19 protein-coding genes are annotated in these 19,586 nt (G+C 43.8%); 3 read left to right on the top strand and 16 right to left on the bottom strand.

Annotated features, from left to right (window positions below):
- Nucleotides 1–19: 19 nt before the first annotated feature.
- The 7 genes from MHI41_RS01815 to MHI41_RS01785 form a co-directional block, all read right to left on the bottom strand.
- Entirely contained in the window at nucleotides 20–400 is a 381-nt protein-coding gene (locus MHI41_RS01815; protein WP_272511975.1) for a cupin domain-containing protein, read from the bottom strand.
- 23 nt (nucleotides 401–423) lie between these two features.
- The gene (locus MHI41_RS01810; protein WP_056703027.1) at nucleotides 424–2,184 is read right to left on the bottom strand and encodes a thiamine pyrophosphate-binding protein; all 1,761 of its coding nucleotides are present in this window, start codon (nucleotides 2,182–2,184) and stop codon (nucleotides 424–426) included.
- A 38-nt stretch (nucleotides 2,185–2,222) separates the two neighbouring features.
- Nucleotides 2,223–2,996, bottom strand: a complete 774-nt coding sequence (gene aroD, locus MHI41_RS01805) for a type I 3-dehydroquinate dehydratase (protein WP_342494472.1) — start codon at nucleotides 2,994–2,996, stop codon at nucleotides 2,223–2,225.
- Between the two features lie 9 nt (nucleotides 2,997–3,005).
- Nucleotides 3,006–4,439, bottom strand: a complete 1,434-nt coding sequence (locus MHI41_RS01800) for an aldehyde dehydrogenase family protein (protein ID WP_342494471.1) — start codon at nucleotides 4,437–4,439, stop codon at nucleotides 3,006–3,008.
- Nucleotides 4,436–5,293 (bottom strand): citryl-CoA lyase, encoded by an 858-nt coding sequence (locus tag MHI41_RS01795; protein WP_342494470.1) that lies wholly within the window; start codon nucleotides 5,291–5,293, stop codon nucleotides 4,436–4,438. The genes MHI41_RS01800 and MHI41_RS01795 overlap by 4 nt, the downstream gene beginning before the upstream one ends.
- A gap of 324 nt (nucleotides 5,294–5,617) precedes the next feature.
- Nucleotides 5,618–6,439 (bottom strand): ammonia-dependent NAD(+) synthetase, encoded by an 822-nt coding sequence (nadE, locus tag MHI41_RS01790; RefSeq protein WP_007498287.1) that lies wholly within the window; start codon nucleotides 6,437–6,439, stop codon nucleotides 5,618–5,620.
- Nucleotides 6,440–6,634: 195 nt separating this feature from the next.
- A complete protein-coding gene (locus tag MHI41_RS01785) occupies nucleotides 6,635–7,231 on the bottom strand; it encodes an urea carboxylase-associated family protein (RefSeq protein ID WP_008342104.1) in 597 nt (198 codons plus the stop codon).
- A gap of 82 nt (nucleotides 7,232–7,313) precedes the next feature.
- On the opposite strand from MHI41_RS01785, the gene MHI41_RS01780 reads away from it, so the two are divergent.
- Nucleotides 7,314–8,663 carry an amino acid permease gene (locus MHI41_RS01780; RefSeq protein WP_008342107.1) on the top strand — a complete coding sequence of 450 codons (1,350 nt, stop codon included), beginning with the start codon at nucleotides 7,314–7,316 and terminating at the stop codon, nucleotides 8,661–8,663.
- On the opposite strand, the gene MHI41_RS01775 is transcribed toward MHI41_RS01780, so the two are convergent.
- Nucleotides 8,658–9,416: a YqcI/YcgG family protein gene (locus tag MHI41_RS01775; RefSeq protein WP_017366569.1), complete on the bottom strand. Its 759-nt coding sequence runs from the start codon at nucleotides 9,414–9,416 to the stop codon at nucleotides 8,658–8,660. The two genes, MHI41_RS01780 and MHI41_RS01775, sit on opposite strands and share 6 nt — an antisense overlap.
- Before the next feature lie 229 nt (nucleotides 9,417–9,645).
- Between MHI41_RS01775 and MHI41_RS01770 the strand changes: the two genes are divergently transcribed.
- Entirely contained in the window at nucleotides 9,646–9,927 is a 282-nt protein-coding gene (locus MHI41_RS01770; RefSeq protein ID WP_008342109.1) for a DUF2651 family protein, read from the top strand.
- Nucleotides 9,928–9,939: 12 nt separating this feature from the next.
- Here MHI41_RS01770 and MHI41_RS01765 read toward each other — a convergent pair whose 3' ends face one another.
- The 6 genes from MHI41_RS01765 to MHI41_RS01740 form a co-directional block, all read right to left on the bottom strand.
- Complete coding sequence (locus tag MHI41_RS01765; RefSeq protein ID WP_342494469.1) at nucleotides 9,940–10,305, bottom strand: UPF0715 family protein; 366 nt, start codon at nucleotides 10,303–10,305, stop codon at nucleotides 9,940–9,942.
- A 119-nt stretch (nucleotides 10,306–10,424) separates the two neighbouring features.
- On the bottom strand, nucleotides 10,425–11,054 hold the full coding sequence (locus tag MHI41_RS01760) for a LysE family translocator (RefSeq protein WP_008342111.1): 630 nt from the start codon (nucleotides 11,052–11,054) through the stop codon (nucleotides 10,425–10,427).
- 125 nt (nucleotides 11,055–11,179) lie between these two features.
- Complete coding sequence (locus tag MHI41_RS01755) at nucleotides 11,180–12,367, bottom strand: MFS transporter (protein WP_019743826.1); 1,188 nt, start codon at nucleotides 12,365–12,367, stop codon at nucleotides 11,180–11,182.
- 57 nt (nucleotides 12,368–12,424) lie between these two features.
- Nucleotides 12,425–13,471 (bottom strand): Gfo/Idh/MocA family oxidoreductase, encoded by a 1,047-nt coding sequence (locus MHI41_RS01750; protein WP_342494468.1) that lies wholly within the window; start codon nucleotides 13,469–13,471, stop codon nucleotides 12,425–12,427.
- Nucleotides 13,468–14,334 carry an HAD-IIB family hydrolase gene (locus tag MHI41_RS01745; RefSeq protein ID WP_342494467.1) on the bottom strand — a complete coding sequence of 289 codons (867 nt, stop codon included), beginning with the start codon at nucleotides 14,332–14,334 and terminating at the stop codon, nucleotides 13,468–13,470. The genes MHI41_RS01750 and MHI41_RS01745 overlap by 4 nt, the downstream gene beginning before the upstream one ends.
- Nucleotides 14,309–15,634, bottom strand: a complete 1,326-nt coding sequence (locus tag MHI41_RS01740; RefSeq protein ID WP_342494466.1) for a DegT/DnrJ/EryC1/StrS family aminotransferase — start codon at nucleotides 15,632–15,634, stop codon at nucleotides 14,309–14,311. Before MHI41_RS01740 ends, MHI41_RS01745 begins: the two co-directional genes overlap by 26 nt.
- Nucleotides 15,635–15,743: 109 nt before the next feature.
- Between MHI41_RS01740 and MHI41_RS01735 the strand changes: the two genes are divergently transcribed.
- Nucleotides 15,744–16,733: a LacI family DNA-binding transcriptional regulator gene (locus MHI41_RS01735; protein WP_073414713.1), complete on the top strand. Its 990-nt coding sequence runs from the start codon at nucleotides 15,744–15,746 to the stop codon at nucleotides 16,731–16,733.
- An 88-nt stretch (nucleotides 16,734–16,821) separates the two neighbouring features.
- Here the strand turns inward: MHI41_RS01735 and MHI41_RS01730 are convergent, their stop codons facing one another.
- The gene (locus MHI41_RS01730) at nucleotides 16,822–18,444 is read right to left on the bottom strand and encodes an L-lactate permease (protein ID WP_035390535.1); all 1,623 of its coding nucleotides are present in this window, start codon (nucleotides 18,442–18,444) and stop codon (nucleotides 16,822–16,824) included.
- Between the two features lie 43 nt (nucleotides 18,445–18,487).
- Nucleotides 18,488–19,435, bottom strand: a complete 948-nt coding sequence (locus tag MHI41_RS01725) for an L-lactate dehydrogenase (RefSeq protein WP_008342118.1) — start codon at nucleotides 19,433–19,435, stop codon at nucleotides 18,488–18,490.
- Between the last annotated feature and the right edge of the window lie 151 nt (nucleotides 19,436–19,586).

Below are 19,586 nucleotides of genomic sequence, written 5' to 3'. Positions count from 1 at the left end.
TCTCTCGTGCAAGGTTTTTTTAGTCCTTCGGAAGCTGCCCTTGCGGTGTATAGAGCCAAATCAGCCATAAAGGTTCGTCCCCTGTGTTCACATGCTGATGTGAGACACCATCTGGAATAAACATAAAGTCATTTTGTTTAAATGTTTGTCTTTCTCCATCGCAAATGACTTCGCCAGACCCTTTAATCACATAATCAAATTCTTCTGAACCCGGGTGATTGTGTACCGAGCTTGCTTCGCCCGGCTCAAAAATAGTGAGACCTGCCATCATATGCTCTGACCCTACGGTATCTGGTGTTATCGTTTGAAACACCTTCCGAATCATTTTCTCTTCTGGATGATCTAAACCTAACCATAATGGATGACCGTCTTGAAATGGATTTAATACTTTAATTTTCATTGTTTATTCCTCCCTAGTAATGTTTAGTTCACACTGACATGTGAGCGTTTTGTATTTGGTGAATAAATATCATTAATGTTCCAATGTCCATCAGTAGGCACTGGATCATTTTTCATCGCTACATCAATGACACATGGTTCCTGAGAGGCGATCGCTTCAGCCAAAGCTTCTTTGAATTCAGAAGCCGCCGTAATTTTGATTCCCTTCATCCCATAACCTCTCGCAATGGCTGCAAAATCAGGCGAATAGCTTTCTCCATCTTTTCTAAAAACAGTGCCGTATGTCGTTTCATAGTGTGCCATTTGCAAGCCGGCGATCGTCCCAAACGCACTATTGTTCATCACAATCCACACGACAGGAATGTTTTCTTCCATGGCTGTTGCGAGAACAGATGGATTTTGACCGAATCCGCCGTCCCCAACAAGTGATACAACGACACGGTCAGGCTGGGCAATCTTTGCTCCAAGTGCAGCGGGAGCGCCAAATCCCATCGTCGCAAAACCACCTGGGGTTAAAATAGTGCCTGGCGTGTATACAGGAAATTGCTGTCCGACCCCATTTTTATTCCAGCCAACATCGGTTGTAATGAAAGCATCCGGCGGCAATACTTCTCGCACTTCCTGCAAAATACGCTGTGGTTTCATTGGGAAAGACTCGTCTTGAATATTCGTCAAATTACTCTTCTGAAATTCCTCACGATATGCCGCAATGTCTTTTTTCAATTGAGGGCGATCCAGACCTTCTGGCAGCCTTTCTTTCGCCACACGATTGAGTACAGTCAACGCCTGCTTGAGATCTGCTACCGCTCCAATTTCAACAGGATAGTTCCGGCCAATTTCATTCGGATCAATGTCAATATGAATGAGCTTGGTTGATTGGAAATTGAACGTATACTCCGATTCCCACGAACTCGCATCTGCTTCAGCAAAACGGGTGCCTAATGCCAATATATAATCCGCTTCTTTACACTGATCATTGATAAATTTCGTTCCCCAAAATCCTGTCATGCCAAGGGTCATTGGATGATCATCCGGCATCGCCCCTTTCCCCATCAGAGAATGGGCAACAGGGATGCTCAAATGGTCAGAAAATGCCTTTAACTCTTCTGCTGCATCGGCTAGTAAAATGCCTCCCCCTACATATAAGAGCGGTTTGTCTGCCTGCAGCAATCGATCTAATATCCGATTCGCTGTTTGATCATCAATAGATGGTTTTTCAACGGTGTGTGTATGATGAGCGATTTGTTCAAATAACGACACATCTAAGTCTTTTGAGAACACATCCATCGGAACTGAAATCAGGACTGGCCCAGGGCGGCCGCTTTCAGCTAACTGAAACGCTTTTGATAAAATTTCTGGAAATAATTCTGGAATGTCGACTCGCCATGCTCTTTTCACAAATGGGCGATAAATTTCGTATTGAGAAGCATCGGAATGAAGATTGATTTCTTGGTGTGGGTGCTTTCCGTAGTAATGACTTGGAACATCTCCTGCAATGACAACCATTGGAATGGAATCGAGTGCGGCATTCGCTACGCCTGTTGCCGCATTGGTGAGTCCAGGACCTAAGTGACTGAGCACAACAGCCGTCTGTTTTTTCGCTCGTGCATAACCGTCTGCTGCATGCGCCGCTATCTGTTCATGTCTAACATTCACAAATTGAATACGGCTTTTTTCTAGGGCTGATAAAAAAGCAATATTCGTATGACCGCACAGACCGAAGATATGCTCAACTCCTCGATTTTCTAAATACTGAATGACCTGTGTAGATATATTCTTCTTCATGTTTCTCTCCTCTCACGGTGCAGCTATGAATCTGCTACTCACTGATTCTTTGAAAACACAATCGATAGAACGGCATTCAAATCCTGTATCGCAACTTGTCCAGGTGCCGAGCTTTCTTTCCCTACAGCAAAGGTCATGACAGACCCAAAGAGTCCACCTACCATTCTTGTGAAGGCACCATATTCCCCCATCGCCATCGAAATAACGGGGATGGACAGATCCTTTTTCGCCTTGCCTGTCGCAGAGAGCAGTGTCAGTGCATCCTCATAGGAATGCGGCATGACGGCAATCTTTGCGATATCGGCGCCAACCGATTCTGCATTGGTGAATAGCTCCACAAGCCGATCTGCCTCCGGGGTACGATGGAAATCGTGGTACGACACAATCAAGATGACCCCGTTTCTCTTAGCCGCCTGACTGACTTGCTGGATATGCGAGACATCATGCATTAATTCAAAATCAACGGCAGCCACAAGCTGAGTGGCACAAAGCTCGACAAGCAGGGAAACCTTTTCATCCTCTGAGAGTGAGATGCGTTCGCCGCCCTCTTTTTCAGAACGAATGGTGAATAAAAAGGGGATGCTACCTGCCTTTTCGATCATCCCTTTCAGGGTGTCGATGACTTGTTCCTTGTCATTGAGGTGATTGAAAAAATCCGCTCGCCACTCTATCACATCAGGCTTCTTCTCAGCTAACACCTCAACTTCAAGAAACAATTCTTCCTTTGTTTGTCCAATGAGCGGCGTACAAATCATCGGCTGACCGCCTGTCTGCGCACTCTTTACCTTTTGCTGAAAGATATTCACATCCATCTCCCCCCTTTATAGCCCATTTGGCAGCACAACCATTTTGGTTTCGGTCATCTCCTCGATGGCGAAACGCGGGCCTTCCCTTCCAATACCGCTTCGTTTAATTCCGCCATATGGCCAATGATCCAGTCTAAAATTCGATGTCCCATTGATGACAACGCCGCCAGTTTCAAGCTCTTTTGCTGCGTGTAACGCAATATCCAGTTGATTCGTAAAGACGCCTGCCTGCAGACCGTATCGACTATCGTTTGCTTCTTTGATTGCCTCATCCAGCTCCTCGTATGGGAGAATGCTGACAACTGGACCGAACACTTCTTCACAGACAACCTTGGCTTGTTTTGGAGGGTTTAGCAAAATAGCCGGTGTGATGCTTGCGCCATTTCGTTGTCCTCCAGATAGAAGCTCGGCACCCATTTTCTCTGCCTCATGTATCCATGCCTCCACACGTTTTGCTGCCTGTACATCAACCATACAGCCGATATCACTTTCACTAGACAGCGGATCTCCAACGACGAGCTGTTCTACTTTTTGTTTAAGTGTCTCAGTAAATGTCGACAAAATTTGCTTGTGAACATAAATTCTTTGAACAGAAATACAGCTTTGACCAGAGTTGCTAAAGCCCGTTTTGGCGCAAAGAGATGCGGCTTGCTCGATATCTGCATCATGATGAACAATCGTCGCTCCATTTCCTCCGAGTTCCAGCAGTACCTTTTTTAATCCAGCAGAGTTTGAAATATGTTCTCCGCCCACCGCACCGCCAGTAAAAGAAACAAGATTGGTTCTTTCATCAGTGACTAACTGTCTGCCGGCGTCTACTCCTCCAATCACAAGCTGCAGGCTCTTTTCAGGAAACCCTGCTTCAAGCAGGAGCTTAACAAACGCTGTGGCAACAGCTGATGTTTGCGGTGCTGGTTTTAAAATAATGGCATTCCCTGCCGCAAAAGCTGGACCGATTTTGTGACAAATTAAGTTGAGAGGTGCATTAAAAGGCGTAATCGCCAGCACAACCCCAACCGGCACTTTAAATGTCATCGCCATTGCTCTCTGTCCACGGGAAGATACATTGCCAGGAATGGTCTCACCGATTAGTCGATTGGCTTCTTCGGCTGACTGCGCCAGCGTTTCAATTGATCGTGAGACTTCATCTCTTGTATTTTTAAGCGGTTTGCCTAATTCTAAAGAAATGAGTTTTGCAAAATGCTCTTTTTGTTCTTCCAATAAGGCGGCTGCCTTTGTTAGAAGCGTTGAGCGTTCTAATGCTGATATTGCCGCTATTTGTTTTTTAGCTTGTTGCGCAATAGAAAGCGCTTGTTCAATATCTTCTGAGGATGCAAGATAGGATGTACCGATGCTTTCCCCAGAGTATGGATTGATGATATCTTCTTTGCCATGGTTTGCATCCAGCCATTCGCCGTTTATATATGATAACGCTTTCAATTCACTCAAATTTTCTCACCCTCCTTCAAGTGACGCGTCCCGACCCCCGCATAACGAACCAGTCTTTCTTCATTCGGACAAGGACCTTTCACTAGGGCACCTTTTGTCAGCTCTTCATATGCATGCGCCACGATGCCCATTCCTCTGGATAAGGAAAAGATGCCTTTTGCCGCTTCAGCTGGAATGTTTAATTCACATTGGATCGCAGCAGATACACCATCTATGTTCATCGTGATTTTTTTCCCTTTTAATTGTTCTAGTTCATGTCTAATCGCCTCAGCTAACCGTAAGTACGTTCCGCTGATATCACCTTGCTGCACATATGTTTGACTCAGCTCATACAGCCGTCTCACTCTCGGATCATCATCATGCAGCTGATGACCGATTCCTGGAATTTTTTCCTTGCGAGCTAACCACGTCTGACATACTTGCTTTGCAGCAGACTTCATATCTTTTTGTGCATCATAAACCGCTTTGGCTTCGTATAACATACGCATCGCCTTTTCTCCGGCTCCGCCATGAATATCACCTAATAGATTCACCCCTGTTGCAACAGAGGAATTAAACGAAATGCCGCATGTAACCCCCATTCTTGCCGCTGCAATAGACGGTGCCCTTGGCCCATGATCCGCACCTGCGACCAGAACACTTTCAAAAAGAGCTGCCTTCGAATCATCTAGCAATTCACCAACAAGCAGTAAATAAAGCATTTGTGGATACGATAATTGACCAATAAGCTCTTCAATTGGATAGCCCCGAAGTTCAATTGAATTTTTTTGAATATGACTAATCTCAGTCTCCCACCAAGCGCCTCCTTCTTTGTATATTTCCAGTGCACTTCGATTTTTCATCGTGTGAATCATTCCTTTAGCCTCTTATTTGGAGATGAACGACTCCTTATATTCCGTCTAGTGGAATTCAATTTCACTTTTTGGAATGTGTTTTCATTGTAAGCGCATTCGTTTTTATCGTCAATCATTTTTTCTGAAAATACTGTCTTTTGATAAGAAATTAAGTGAATCGAACTAATTATTTCACCACTTATTCTTCAATATATCCTTTATTTAGTCAAACAGACTTATGTAGATCGTTCTACTAATTAATGAACCATTTCCGATTCATTCTGTCAAATCCAGCTGAAATTTGACATAAAAAGACCCCTCCATCTTCTGGAGAGGTCACTTATTTTATTTCCACCAGTCGTCAAACATAGAAGCTGGTACTTGACGTTTATGTTCTGATTGAACATAACGTTTTTCAATCGCTTCTGCTGCTTGATCTGAAACTGGTTTTCCTTCTAAGTAATCATCAATTTCATTGTACGTAATACCAAGTTCTGTTTCATCCGTTTGTTGAGGCTTGTCATCCAGCAGATCGGCTGTCGGTTTCTTTAAGTATAATCGCTCCGGCGCCTGAAGGGTCTCAAGCAGCAACCGTCCTTGGCGTTTCGTTAAACCTGTGAGCGGAAGGACATCTGCACCGCCATCCCCATACTTCGTGAAAAAGCCCGTCACAGCTTCGGCTGCATGATCCGTTCCAATGACAAGTAAGCCTTCCTGTCCACCGACGGCATACTGTGCGATCATTCTCATGCGTGCTTTGACGTTCCCCTTATTAAAATCAGACAGCGCACCGCCTGTTTCCTTTTGGTATTGTTCACTGAATGCCGTCACGGCAGGCGCGATATCATATTTCCAAGACTTGTCCGGCTGAATAAATGATAGAGCCAGCTGCGCATCATCTTCATCCTGCTGCGTGCCATGAGGAAGACGGACCGCAATAAAGACAGCATCCTCTTTTCCTTCTTGACGAAGCTCACTTACAGCGAGCTGAGCGAGACGGCCGGCAAGCGTTGAATCCTGTCCGCCGCTAATACCGAGAACGAATCCTTTTGCACCGGTCTTTTTCAAGTAAGCCTTTAGAAATCCAACCCGTTTTTCGATCTCCTGCTTTGGGTCAATTGAGGGCTGCACATGCAACTCTTGGCTGATTTTTTTCTGCAAACTCATACACTTTTCCTCCTAAGCATCCTCTACATGAAGAGAACAGGTTTTACTTCCATTTCAATTGATTTTCCTACGATTTTAGCCACTTTATTATATCATGTTTTGAAAAAAGATATTTTTTAGACGTTCCCCTTTTTCATAAATGATCAAACATTCACAAACGAAATAGACCAAGCCGCTTTGACTGGTCTTTCCTTTTCAATCAATCTCCACCCGGATGGATGTACAGCTTGAACCATTGCATTTTCCAATGTCGGCGGGACATGCAGACACCGCGACAATGAGGTCCATTTCTGCACGCAGGCGGATGTAATCACCGGAGAGCGATTTTGGCAGCTCGACAGACAACTTTCCTTTATCATCAATGACTGTATTCATAAAGACATTAAAAGGATAATACATATCCTCTTTTGGAATCCCGAATGGCTCAAAGGCCGTCCTGAGATTATCGTAGCATGTATGCATGACCTCTAGGTGCGTACGCCCATATAAGAGTTGATACATTTCTTGCCGGCACGCAGGCATATATAAATCATGACATTCAACTGTATCTTCAATGACCGTAAACATTGGTTTATATAAATTAGAATAAAGCTGATCTCCCTTTTTCACCTTGGAAGAGAACAGGCTATCCATTGTAGCGCCTTGATCAAATTTTTCATAAAAATCCTTTTCATGATAGGCCATCACATCTGCTACTTGCTGCCCTTCGACATCAACCACTCGCATACATTGTCCTTTTCCTAACCGAAAACCAAGCCCATCCTTTGGTAAAATCACGTATTCTCCGTTCATCACATGCACTCCTTTCCATGTTGACAGTATGCCCAAAACGTCCTCTTGATCATGTATAAAAAAAAGAGGCGGTCACAAGCTAATGCTATTGAATCAGAAAGGTGTTGCACATGCATTGAAAGAAGAACAATCTTTATCTTGGTGGCAGCTTTCTCTTATCGGAGTCGGCTGTACAATCGGCACTGGTTTCTTCCTTGGTTCCAGCATCGCCATTACAAAGTCCGGTTATTCCGTCTGCATTTCATTTTTGCTTGCGGCAGTCGGCACATATCTCGTCTTTAAACACCTGGCTGCGATGACAGCCGAAAACCCAGATAAGGGATCATTTTGTTCCTATGCCCGAAAAGCCTATGGGCGCTGGGCGGGTTTTAGTAATGGCTGGGTGTATTGGTTTTCAGAAATGCTCATCACAGGGAGTCAGCTGACGGCGATTTCTCTTTTTACTCGTCACTGGTTTCCATCCATTCCACTATGGGTGTTTTCAGCGATTTATTCCGCTCTTGCCCTGCTTGTGATTATCATTGGGCTTTCTTCTTTTCAAAAGACGGAAAATGTCCTTGCCGTGCTGAAGACCGGGGCGATTCTGCTGTTTATGATTCTTGCCGTTCTTGTTTTATGCGGCATTCTCACAGAGCATAGGCCCACCCTACACCTGCCAAATAAAGACCACGAATGGATGCCGCTCGGTCCGCTCGGTCTATGGAATGGGCTAATTTATGCGTTTTATGCTTTCGGGGGGATTGAAGTCATGGGGCTGATGGCGGTTCATTTAAAAGACCCGAAGGACGCCGCAAAATCTGGACGTGTGATGCTGATCATTCTTGCTGTCATTTATATCGTCTCCATCGGACTTGCGCTTTTGCTTGTGCCAGTGACAGCCTTTAACGAGAATAGCAGTCCATTTATTACATCACTGGAGCCATTTCATTTATCGATTTTCCTTCATATTTTTAATGGCATTTTCATTATTGCGGGGTTTTCCACATTGGTTGCCTCCCTCTATGCGGTCACAACACTGCTCGGCACGATGTCGGAGCATCAGGATGCACCTGCTTGTTTTAAACAAAAAGAACCATCTCATGTCAGATGGTCTTCAATTCTTTTAACTGCTGCAGGGTTGATTGTCTCCATTTTGCTGGCACTCTTTTTGTCCAAACACATTTACGAGCATCTCACAACAGCAGCCGGCTTAACCCTTTTGTACACATGGGTGTTTATTCTGCTTTCGAGCAAAAAGCTGTCAAAGCCATCCACTCGCCAAACGTGCGAAATGGTTCTTGCCCTGATCTTAATTGGTGCAGCTGTTTCAGGTACTCTGACAGAGGCAAGCGGACGACCTGGCTTTTTTATTAGCCTTGGAATCATTGCTGTCATTGGCATCATGGTACTCTTTATGAGAAAAAAGTGGAAACAGGATCAGGCCGCATCATAATTTCATCATGTTTTTTAAAGCAGTAAATGGACATTTGGCGGAGGCTGGTTTCTCCGCCTCATCATCTGAAAGAAAGTATTGTTTCCATTCTAAATTTTTCTGATCCCCATACCATTTTAATGCTGGATGTACATCAACTTGATCATACGCCTTCAGCCTCTTCCGAACGAGTTTACTCATTTTTTGACCAAATGTGGTGGAACCGTTCATCTTTTCAAACACCCACCTTGGTTGAAAGGCCCACATCACATAAGGAAAATGACGGCTTTTTCTTAGCTTATGCGCTGGTGTCGCGCATAAAATAAAATAAGGCTCCCCATGAAAACAAAATTCCCATTCATGATTTTCAGGATCTGATGGAATTTCCTCTGGCCATTTCATTTCATCTTTTTGATGTAATTGCTGAACCATCGACCAAAACTGCTCCTCATACTCTTCGAGCGAATACTCCTTCATATCCTGCGGTGTTTCAAAAAAGCAAATGAACGAAGCATATTGACCGGTTTCCCTAGAGCAGCTTTGGTATTCCCTTAAAAGCTCTGCTAATTCATTCACGGCCTCTTCTCCCCGCGGATCACCGACAAATCCATAACGCAAATGATCGAGAAAAAATCCTTGTCTGCCTGGTACACACGGAAATGTATCTGCCTCATCCCCGACCATTTCTCCAAACTGTGTGAAAGCATCCTGCTTCCATTCATCTAGTGATCGTAGATTTTGATCAAGGCAACTTTTTGCATACAGCTGGGCCATTTTTTTCCACCTCGTTTTAGCGTCTTCTCCATAGCCTATGAGGAGGAAAAAGCTGTGGTGACTGTCCTTCAACGACTTTCACTGGACATTCACAGGGTGGTTGATTTGCCGGATGAAGCAGGAATTCACTTCCATTTATCTAATCATGTATGAGTATGCTTCTGCATATCATCATTTAGCCGCCTCTATCTAATAGAGTCGGTCATCATAAAAGAAATGGGTGAATGACATGCGTCTTCTTTTTCTCCATCCGATGTATCTGATCTTATTTACACTACCAGTGATGGCTTTCCTTTGGGGATTTGTTGGTTATCTGCTATTTAAACGGATATGGCCTGTCCTCATATTAACGTCCGTGATCTCGATGATTTTCATCTTCGTTTATACTGGATTTGACCTTAGCAATCTATACTGGGTCCTTCTGATGACGGCTCTTGCTTTTGTATCAAGCGGATTCTCGAAGGTCATACACGTTCATTTTCAGGAGAAAAAACGGGAAAAGCCTTTATGATTGATTTTTCTTTTAAAAAACGGAATCAAGCAGCCAATAAATAAAGGCCGCGCAAAAGCTAAATAGATAAACTTTGTAGCTAATAAAGACCACAACACCATAATCAATCCATAAAGCAAGCGCCGAACAAACCACCCACGCCCCGATAAAATAAACCAATAAATCACGGCGCCGAAACTTCTCAGGATGACGGTGTAAAACCATTTGGATAGGTGCAGCAAATAGGACATAAGCGATCAAAATAAAAAGACTGGTGACCTCCACATAACTGAATCTGGATTCAGGTGGGGCAAACAACATGGTATAAACGAATGTCGCTGTGATCACAGACAAAATCAGCATACACACATAGTTGAATGCTGGCAGGAACATACGCATGGCAAAAACTCCTTCAATTTTATGTATCTTCCATCATTATTGAAGAGTGTCCTATTATTGTCAAATATGAAAAAGGGCTAAAATGATTTAGATTTTAGCCCTTTTTCTTATCAACCATTCTATCCAATGAGCGCCATGATCCCTTGATATCCAAAGTAAGCACCGAAGCCGAGTAAAGAGAGACCTGCCAGAACGGATAAGCCGTGCAAAATCCGTTCATTTAAATATCGTCTAAACGTACTGGCGAGCAGCGCCATACAGAAATCCCATAAGAGCATGCCGATGAAAATAGCGATGCTGTACATCAGCATTTGGGATGCCCCGTACTTTTCAATCGTATTGGCTAAAATACTGCCATAGATCCCAAGCCAAAATAATATACTAAGCGGATTGGAAAGGGAAATGAAAAATCCCGTCATGAACGAATGCCCGATCGACGTGTTTCCTCCGTCCTTCTTTGGGCTTTCATGCAAATTGATTTTACGAAGGCTTTCAATACCGGTATAGGTCAGAACGAAAAAGCCGAACAGCCACAAAAAGGTTTTCACAAGAGGTGCAGTCAAAAGCTGGGCGACACCAAAATAGATGAGGATCATATAGACAATATCCGCAGCCATAGCCCCCACACCAAAAATCCAAGCGTGCCAAAATCCACTTTTAATCCCTCTGTCGATTTGGGCTGCATTGACTGGCCCAACAGGCGCTGAAAGTGACAACCCTAAAAAGATATAACCAAAAAACACCGCCACATAGACGTCCTCCTTTTGATGCTGACTTGTACATGTTATTCACGCTTTCGTTGTTTTAGTACAAGTCCTTCGTCACCTTTTCTGAAGATAAGCTATACAAAAGGAGGAGCCACCAGATCAGCTGCTTATCGATCGGCTTTCATCGCCGGCGGCTGTGTGGGTATGGTTTCTTTTTTCCGAGATCGATTCATTTGAATGGCAGCCGCAAAAAGGAGAACAGCTAAAAAGGCGAAAACAAAGACGGCGCTTGCCGCACCTGCCCACTCAAGGCTAAACCCAATCAAAAAGGACAAACAGGCTCCACCTAAACTAGCGGCGGCAATAAAATAACTCGTTGCCTCGTCGATGGCATTTTCAATCATTAATGCAGAAGCCGTCAAGGCAATGGGGAACATGCCAGCTGCGCACAGACCGATGAAAAAGATAAGAATCAGCTGCGCAGCGATGTGGGTGGCTAGAGCAAATACGGCGAGCAGCACAATCATAAGTGCTGCACTTAGTTTTAAAAAACGCAGCGGATGCAGCTGATCGGCTTTTCTCGCAATGACAGTTCTGCCAATGACGATCGCTGTCCAAAAAGTAGAGACCGCAAAAAGACCCCAGTTGTCTCCCCCTTTTTCCAGCATGATCGACGGTAAAAAGTTCGCAAAGTTCGTTTCAATTCCTGCGTAGAAAAACGCAAAACAGATCATCAGCACCACAATCATTCGATTCCCTCGATCAAACAGCAAGGACGGTTTCTTCATGTCTTGAACAGGAGCCGCCATCTGCCCACGAGGGAGTTTATTCATAAAAGTAAGCCACAGCATAAGGAAAAAAGTCAGTGCACCGACTTGAAATAAAAACACATAATGCCACGTTTCCTCTGTTACAGTCAGCAGAATCAATAGAGGAAATAATAGCGCACCTAATCCAAAAAAGACCTCCATGATGCTGATTCGCTTTGCACTGTTTGCCATTGAAATCACATACGCCCCGGCCGTCGTCTCAAGACTGCCTGCACCGCTCCCAAGGAAAAAACCTGCCACCACAAGAATCGTCCAGCCCGGCACCAAAAGGCCAAGAAGAAGCGCTCCGATCATCAGCAGCAACCCCATTGTCAGGACAGCGCCGTAGCCTTTTTTCCTCACAAGAATGGGCGACAAAAGAACGCCTGTCAAAAAACCAATAAACTGAAAGAAGATTAAAGAAGATAATTCCCCAGGACCCTTATCATAACTAGACAGCAAATAAGGCGTTAAACTGCCAAAAAACACATGAATGGTCCCAATAAAAAAATAAAAGATACAGCCAAAATAAAACACCTTTTTCATCTTTTCACTTCCTCTAAAAAGGAGCGGAGTCATGATATCCTCCGCTCCACCTCTTCATTAATATGCGCGGGCAGAGACGGCAGCCTCTTCCCTCTCGAAGCACGTATTCAGCGCAGCCTGCGCGCGATAACCATCTGCAAAATCGGCCACCTTCATATGAGATGGATAAGGATCTGTATTCACCCAATGCATCAGCTGATCACGGAATGTATCAGACCATCCATAAAATTCATTCGGCGGATCTGTCAGCAATGTTTGCGGCATTTGATGACGCTCTACACACAAGCCATCACTGATCTCATATTCGTTTTTCATGTTTGTATGGTATTTGAAAACCTTGTCATGCCCCACCACTTCTACACTAAATCCACATTCCTCGGGCTGCGTACTTTTGGACGTCACCAAATGAAAGAACACTTGATTCTCCATTTGCCCAAAAATTTCGGTATGGTCATCGACCTGTACCTTTTTCTCTTCCTTTTCCTTTACATGTGTCAGCATCTTCGTATTAAGGGATTCTTTTTTCATTTCACTGCCAAATAAGTACCACAGCATATCAATCAAATGAATCCCTAAATCTCCTAATGCACCACTTGTACGCAGACTTTCGCCGCTGTCTCTCCACGAAAATGTCTTTCTTCTAAGGGCACTATTTTTCTTAAAATGTGTCCGTACTGTCAAAACGCGTCCTAATTCACAATTGGCAATCAAGTTCTTCAAAATATTCACAAAGGATAAATAGCGATAGTTAAAGCCCATACTGGCTTGAACCTGGAACTGTTTGGCTGTCTCCACCATTTCCTTCGCTTCTTTTAACGATACAGCCATCGGTTTTTCGCATAAAATCGGCTGTCCCGCTCTAAGCGCCTGAAGGGCATGGTCCTTGTGACAGAAGTTAGGGGAAGCAATGATCAATCCATCTGATGCATCCGCTAGTGTTTCGATACTGGAATACACCCGTCCGCCGTACTGTTTAATAAATCCTTGTGCAACGGATTCGTGCAAGTCATAGACCCCAGATAATTCTGCACCTTTGATCGTTGATAATGCTCTAGCATGTGCTTTTGCAATATTCCCTGCTCCAACAATTCCAATTTTCTTCATGAATGTGCCTCCTCATGTTTATACATCACTGTTTTCAATGTTTCATAGATTCCTTTTGCATACCCATGATGACAAATTTGATGATGGTGCCGTTTGGCTTCGGCTGTTGCATTTTGGACAAGAAAGCCGTGCGTGACGGATTGAAGCATCCGCAGGTCATTCCCACTATCACCAAAAGCAAAGCCCTTATCTTTTGACAGGTTATATTGATTCAGCATAAACCGAACGATTTCATCCTTCCCTGTTCCCACTGGTAAAAAATCAACGTCATAGCAATCCGCAGGGTCTCCCGCAAGCGGGTTGCATTTGTTGATGTTCACCGCCACTCCCCGCTCCTTCGCAAGTGTTTGGATGAATGATAGATGATGAAGGTCTGTCCGTTCATCCTCCTCCTGATAATAGAAATTCTTTTTATACCCAGAGCTGCCCAGTTGCGTTTGCGGCCTAAGAGTGATCCCCTTTTCACGTACGCTTTGCAGAATATCTTCGATTTTTTCGTCTGAAAAGCCCAGTGCATCAAGCCGTTTCATCCATTCTGCATCCGGCTGTCCAAATTTCCCATCTGATGTATACACAATTTCAGTTCCTAAATTCGACGCAATAAAATGCGGGAATTGATAGAAACCGCCTTTCTCCATTTTGCTCGTAACAGAATCGAGGCTGCTTCCCGTCACCCAGCCTAGCATGAGCTGTCCGGCTTCGCTCTTTTCTGCCACAAAAGCTTCCAGCCGTTTTACATCCTCTCTCTGCTCCTCGGTCATTCCGTGAGAATAATAGGTCTCATCGAAATCACAGAAGACGATCCACTGCGGATGTTGCGGTTGATGCACAAGCTTTTTATTGAATGGAAGATTTGATAACATGATGGACCCCCTCGATGACTTTCTCCTGATCTTGTAGCGGCATTCCTGGGTAAAGCGGCAAGTGGAGTAATTGCTGTACGGCTTTTTCCGTATGTGGTAGTTCCGTTTGTCTATACTTTTGAGAAACAAGATTCGTTTGATGCTGATGCGATAAAATCGGGTAATAGACATCTGTTTCTATGCCCATTTCCAGTAATTTCTCTGCCAGCTCATCTCGGCTTCCCTTCACCACTCTGATCGGGAATAGATGCCATACGTGATCCTCTGTCAGCTTCGGAAGCTTTATGTAGCCTTCTTCCTCCAGCGTTTGCAGCTGATCTATGTATCTCTTTGCCAAGTAAAAGCGTTTAAAGTTTTGCAAACCTAAATATTTCATTCGTTCTAGTCCAATTGCGGCCTGTAAGTTATCAATCTTGGAATTAAAGCCATAGTCACTGCGCTTGACATTTTTCTTCCCTGCTTCAAAACCGTGATAGCTGATTTCCATGCATTTTTCGGCTAAGACTTCATCATTTGTCGCGATGGCTCCAGCCTTCCCGCAAACTCCAAGGTTTTTGTACGGGTTAAAGCTGAGAACAAGTCCATCCCCAAATGCACCAAGCCCGCTGCTGCCAATTGCCTGACAGCCATCCTCAATGATGGAGAGACCATGCCGTTTCGCAATCGTCGAAATGGCCTTCATATCCGCTTGCTTTCCATACAAATGAACCGGGAGAATACATACTGTCTTATCTGTGATATGCTTTTCTATTTCATTCGGCGCTAGGCAGTAGGTGTCTGGATCAATATCGGCATAGACTGGAACCGCACCAATCGCAAGCACTGCATTTTCTGTTGCAGCAAAGCTGTTGGCAGGTAGGATGACCTCATCTCCAGGATGGACGCCTGCTGATATTAAACTGATCATCAAGGCATCTGTTCCACTTGATGTGGCAATGACATATTTTTTCCCTAAGTACGCTGCGAGCGTCTTTTCAAACTTTGGAATATAAGGGCCTGATGTAAAACGGCCTGAACTTAATACTTCTTTCAGCACCTGCATAATATCATCGATCTCATCCTCCGAAATCAGTTTATCGACCGGCAGGAACGGTATCTTTTTTTCCTTATTTTGTTTATAATGGAAGAGAATTTTTTCCAAACCCGTACGCGCAATATCTTGCTCAAGGAACGCAGCAAGCTTATCATTCGCTAGATTCTTTTCAACTGAATCAGCCTTTACTTGAACACCTTGATTGATCATATCCAGCAACGGTAGATAATCCTTGCTTTTACCTGATATCTTCGTCAATATTTGCATTCCATTCCCTCCAATTAATCAATTCCATTTGTTAATATTTAACTTGTTTCACATTGTAAATGATGTTATCGATTTCAGAACAATAACTTTGTGTAAAGGATTTGTTAATATGTGTACAATTTATGAAATTGCCAAACGCTGCGGGGTTTCAACGACCACTGTTTCTCGGGTGCTGAACAACCATCCATATGTATCAGAAGAAAAGCGCCAGCACATTTTACAGGTGATGAAGGAAATGGAGTATACACCAAGCTCAGCAGCCCGCACCCTTCGGTCACATCAGACAAAAACCATTGCTGTGTCTGTTCCAGCTGTGGACCATCCTTTTTTTGCACAATTGATTAAAGGCATTTCAAAGGAAGCACTGGATCAAGGGTATAAAGCCATCGTGCTCCAGACGTTTTATCAAGAATCAGTAGAACTTGAAGGGCTTCAATTATTAAAAAGAAAAGAAGTAGATGGTGTCATATTGGGGGCGTTAGAAAATAAGTGGGAAACAATCGAGCCATTTTTAGCAAACGGCCCGATCGTCATGGCAAATGAGTATCATCAAACAGCAGACATTCCGATTATCGGATATGATGAGCGAGAAGCTGCCTATAAAGCGGTTGACTACTTGATTCAATCAGGGCGTACGTCCATTGGATTTTGCTTTGATACAGAAAGCAGTGAAGCGCAAAAACAAAGAAAGCAAGGCTATCTTGATGCGCTTTCTGATCACGGTTTGTCGCTTAAAGAAGATTGGCTGTTCGGCGAGGCTTTTACCATTGAGGACGGCTTTCGTTTGATGGACTTAATCCACCGGATGCCGGATGCGCCGGATGCGATTTTCACCGGCAATGATCAAGTGGCAGCAGGCCTCATTAAACAAGCCATTTCATATGGATATCACATTCCTAAGGATTTAGCGGTGATCGGTTATGACAACCAAGACATTTGCGAGGTGACAGCTCCAACGATCACGACCATCGACATCCCCATCGTCGAGCTTGGCCAGCAGTCTGTCAAACAAATGATTCAGCTGCTGCAAGATCAAAAACCATTACAACGTGAACATATTCAGCTGCCTACTCGGCTTGTCACACGAGAATCCACATAAAAAAAGACTGAGAAATCTCTCAGTCTTCCAGATAGGTGACAAAGGATGGGGCTGTAGCCCTTTGTTTTTTTTCAATCAATCGATCAACCTATACAAATTGAGCAAGAATGAATGTCCATATACATACGATGCCGAGCAAAATGAAGCTGTACTTCACTGTTTTTTGGAAGAGCTCAGATTCTTTACCTGTTTCTCCAACAGCTGCTGTTGCAATGGCAATAGATTGTGGAGAAATTAATTTCGCCATCACACCGCCGGTCGTATTTGCCCCGATTAACAAACCTGCCTGAGAGCCGATTTGAGAAGCGGTGACTGCTTGAAGGTTACCGAATAAGGCATTGTTACTCACAACAGATCCCGTAATAAACACGCCGATCCAGCCAAGCACTGGGCTGACAAGCGGGAATAAATCGCCTGTTTTAGCAAGCGCTAGTCCGATAGCAGAACTTAGGCCTGCAAAGTTCGCCAAATTGGCAAAGCCCATGACAAAACAAATCGTAAGAACAGGAACCCAAAGCTCTTTGACCGCTGCATTCAAGCAGGCAGACCCTTCTTTTAATGTAATATGTCTGCTGAACAATCCTGTCAGCATCACCGCAATTAGAATGGCGGTACCTGTTGCACTAATAACATCAATTTTAAAGATCGCATCAATCGGTGTTTCTGTTTGAGCAATTGGCGGTAATTTCACAATTTGCTGATGCAGAAACGGCATTTTCACTAAAATGGTTGTCCAATTAAGCGGGCCTCCCTCAGCAAACAATGCTTTAAATGCAGGCAGACTCCATACTGTAATGACAGCCGTTAAGATATAAAACGGAGACCAAGCCTTCAGCACCTCAACTCCGCTAAACGTTTGTTTTTGTTCAATGGCCGGCGCGCCTTCTTCACGGTAAATGTGTTTTGGCTGCCATTTTCGAAGAAATAGTGCCAGAATTCCCATACTCGCTAAAGCTGAAATAATATTGGCAAGCTCAGGACCCATCGTGACCATTGTAACAGCCTGCAGAATCGCGTAGCTTCCACTCACAACAAGCAAGGCTGGAAGCGTTTCTTTGATCCCTTTAAAGCCGTCTACAATGAGAATCAGCAGAAACGGGATACAGAAAGAAATAAACGGAATGGTGTACACAAGGGTTTGAGACAGCTCAAGCGGCGTCATATTTCCCATTTGCGCCCCTGTAATAACCGGGATACCTACTGCACCAAAAGCGCCAGACGCAGCATTCGCAATCAAACAGAGCATTGCGGCTTTTAGTGGTTTAAACCCAAGCTCTGTTAAAAGAGCGGCACTAATCGCAATCGGTACACCGAATCCAGCGGCTCCCTCTAAAAATGCGTTAAAACTAAAACCAATTAATAAGAGCTGTAACCGTTGATCTTGAGAAATTCCTGCAATACTAGAACGAATGACATCGAACTTTCCAGACTTCACAGCAATTTTATAGAGCCATACGGCCATGATGACGATATATCCAATTGGCCACAGCCCATTAGATACACCGAGCACCACAGCAGATAATGCTTTTTCAATTGGCATATGAAAGAAGAAAACAGCTGTTACAAAACTGACAATCAAGGTAAAACAAGCGGCTAATACCCCTTTTAACTTAAATACAGTCAATGCAAGTAGGAAAAACAAGATTGGAAGCATGGCCACCAATGCACTAACGAACTCATTACCAAACGGATCATATATTTGCTGCCACATAGTGATTCATCCTTTTCTGCTCAGATAGATTGCCTTTGATTGATTAAAAATGAGGAGCTAAAATCTCTTTTAACACATTTACACTGCGCGCGAATTTTTCTTTTTCTGTGTCATTCAGTGCGAGCTCCATCACTTCAGTTGCACCATTTCGATTCACGAGGGCAGGTACACCAATGTAGACATCTTCTGCTCCGTATTCTCCATCTAAATAAGTGCTGACAGTCAAAATGCTGTTTTCATTGTGCAAAATGGCTCTAGTAATACGGGCTAAACTCATCGCTACGCCGTAATAAGTCGCGCCTTTTTTCTCAATGATTTGGTAAGCGGCATGACGGACATTTTCCATGATGTCGTCTAAATCTTCTTGTTTGTATTGGTCATTTCTCTTCATTAATTCTGTGATCGGTACACTTCCGATATTCGCATGGCTCCAAACAGCAAGCTCTGTATCCCCATGCTCTCCAATGATGTACGCATGCACATTGTGCGCCGCTGCTTCAAAGTACTCACTAAGCATGTATCTGAATCTTGCCGTATCAAGCGTTGTTCCACTGCCAATCACTCGTTCTTTTGGCAGTCCGCTGAATTTCCAAGTCGCATATGTCAAAATATCAACTGGGTTCGTAGCAACTAAGAAAATACCATCGAATCCACTTTTCATCACATTGTCTACAATGCCTTTAAATATATTTAAATTTTTCTCAACAAGGTCAAGTCTCGTTTCACCTGGCTTTTGGTTTGCACCAGCGCAGATACATACAATGTCAGCATCCTGACAATCCTCATAATCTCCATACCAAGTATTCACAGGATGCGGGGCGAATGCTTTCCCGTGGTTTAAATCCATAACGTCACCCATTGCTTTGTCTTGATTCAAATCGATGACAACCAATTCATCTGTGATCGCTTGATTTATTAATGTAAAGGCATAACTGCTGCCGACAAAACCTGCTCCAATAAGTGCTACTTTGTTTACTTTTTCGTTTGTCATTTATCTCATCCTCCTGAGTAAAACTAGGTTGTTTTTCATATGTGAAGTATTTCACATTCTTATTGTGCAATACTTCACAAACTTTTGCAAGGGGATTGCTCAAAAAAATAATGTAGCCATTTTGTGAACACTCTTATTGTGGTTTTAAACC

Origin of the sequence: Bacillus sp. FSL M7-0307, assembly GCF_038627835.1 — a bacterium.
Lineage (GTDB): Bacteria > Bacillota > Bacilli > Bacillales > Bacillaceae > Bacillus > Bacillus altitudinis.
The sequence above is the reverse complement of the archived record's forward strand: the minus strand, read 5'-3'. Positions and strand labels throughout refer to the sequence as shown.

Excerpts from the sequence above, each read along its gene's own strand:
- MHI41_RS01815 (WP_272511975.1), bottom strand. The coding sequence starts at position 400 with ATGAAAATTAAAGTATTAAATCCATTTCAAGACGGTCATCCATTATGG.
- MHI41_RS01810 (WP_056703027.1), bottom strand. The coding sequence starts at position 2,184 with ATGAAGAAGAATATATCTACACAGGTCATTCAGTATTTAGAAAATCGA.
- aroD (WP_342494472.1), bottom strand. The coding sequence starts at position 2,996 with ATGGATGTGAATATCTTTCAGCAAAAGGTAAAGAGTGCGCAGACAGGC.
- MHI41_RS01795 (WP_342494470.1), bottom strand. The coding sequence starts at position 5,293 with ATGATTCACACGATGAAAAATCGAAGTGCACTGGAAATATACAAAGAA.
- nadE (WP_007498287.1), bottom strand. The coding sequence starts at position 6,439 with ATGAGTTTGCAGAAAAAAATCAGCCAAGAGTTGCATGTGCAGCCCTCA.
- MHI41_RS01785 (WP_008342104.1), bottom strand. The coding sequence starts at position 7,231 with ATGAACGGAGAATACGTGATTTTACCAAAGGATGGGCTTGGTTTTCGG.
- MHI41_RS01780 (WP_008342107.1), top strand. The coding sequence starts at position 7,314 with ATGCTATTGAATCAGAAAGGTGTTGCACATGCATTGAAAGAAGAACAA.
- MHI41_RS01775 (WP_017366569.1), bottom strand. The coding sequence starts at position 9,416 with ATGGCCCAGCTGTATGCAAAAAGTTGCCTTGATCAAAATCTACGATCA.
- MHI41_RS01770 (WP_008342109.1), top strand. The coding sequence starts at position 9,646 with ATGCGTCTTCTTTTTCTCCATCCGATGTATCTGATCTTATTTACACTA.
- MHI41_RS01765 (WP_342494469.1), bottom strand. The coding sequence starts at position 10,305 with ATGCGTATGTTCCTGCCAGCATTCAACTATGTGTGTATGCTGATTTTG.
- MHI41_RS01755 (WP_019743826.1), bottom strand. The coding sequence starts at position 12,367 with ATGAAAAAGGTGTTTTATTTTGGCTGTATCTTTTATTTTTTTATTGGG.
- MHI41_RS01750 (WP_342494468.1), bottom strand. The coding sequence starts at position 13,471 with ATGAAGAAAATTGGAATTGTTGGAGCAGGGAATATTGCAAAAGCACAT.
- MHI41_RS01745 (WP_342494467.1), bottom strand. The coding sequence starts at position 14,334 with ATGTTATCAAATCTTCCATTCAATAAAAAGCTTGTGCATCAACCGCAA.
- MHI41_RS01740 (WP_342494466.1), bottom strand. The coding sequence starts at position 15,634 with ATGCAAATATTGACGAAGATATCAGGTAAAAGCAAGGATTATCTACCG.
- MHI41_RS01735 (WP_073414713.1), top strand. The coding sequence starts at position 15,744 with ATGTGTACAATTTATGAAATTGCCAAACGCTGCGGGGTTTCAACGACC.
- MHI41_RS01730 (WP_035390535.1), bottom strand. The coding sequence starts at position 18,444 with ATGTGGCAGCAAATATATGATCCGTTTGGTAATGAGTTCGTTAGTGCA.
- MHI41_RS01725 (WP_008342118.1), bottom strand. The coding sequence starts at position 19,435 with ATGACAAACGAAAAAGTAAACAAAGTAGCACTTATTGGAGCAGGTTTT.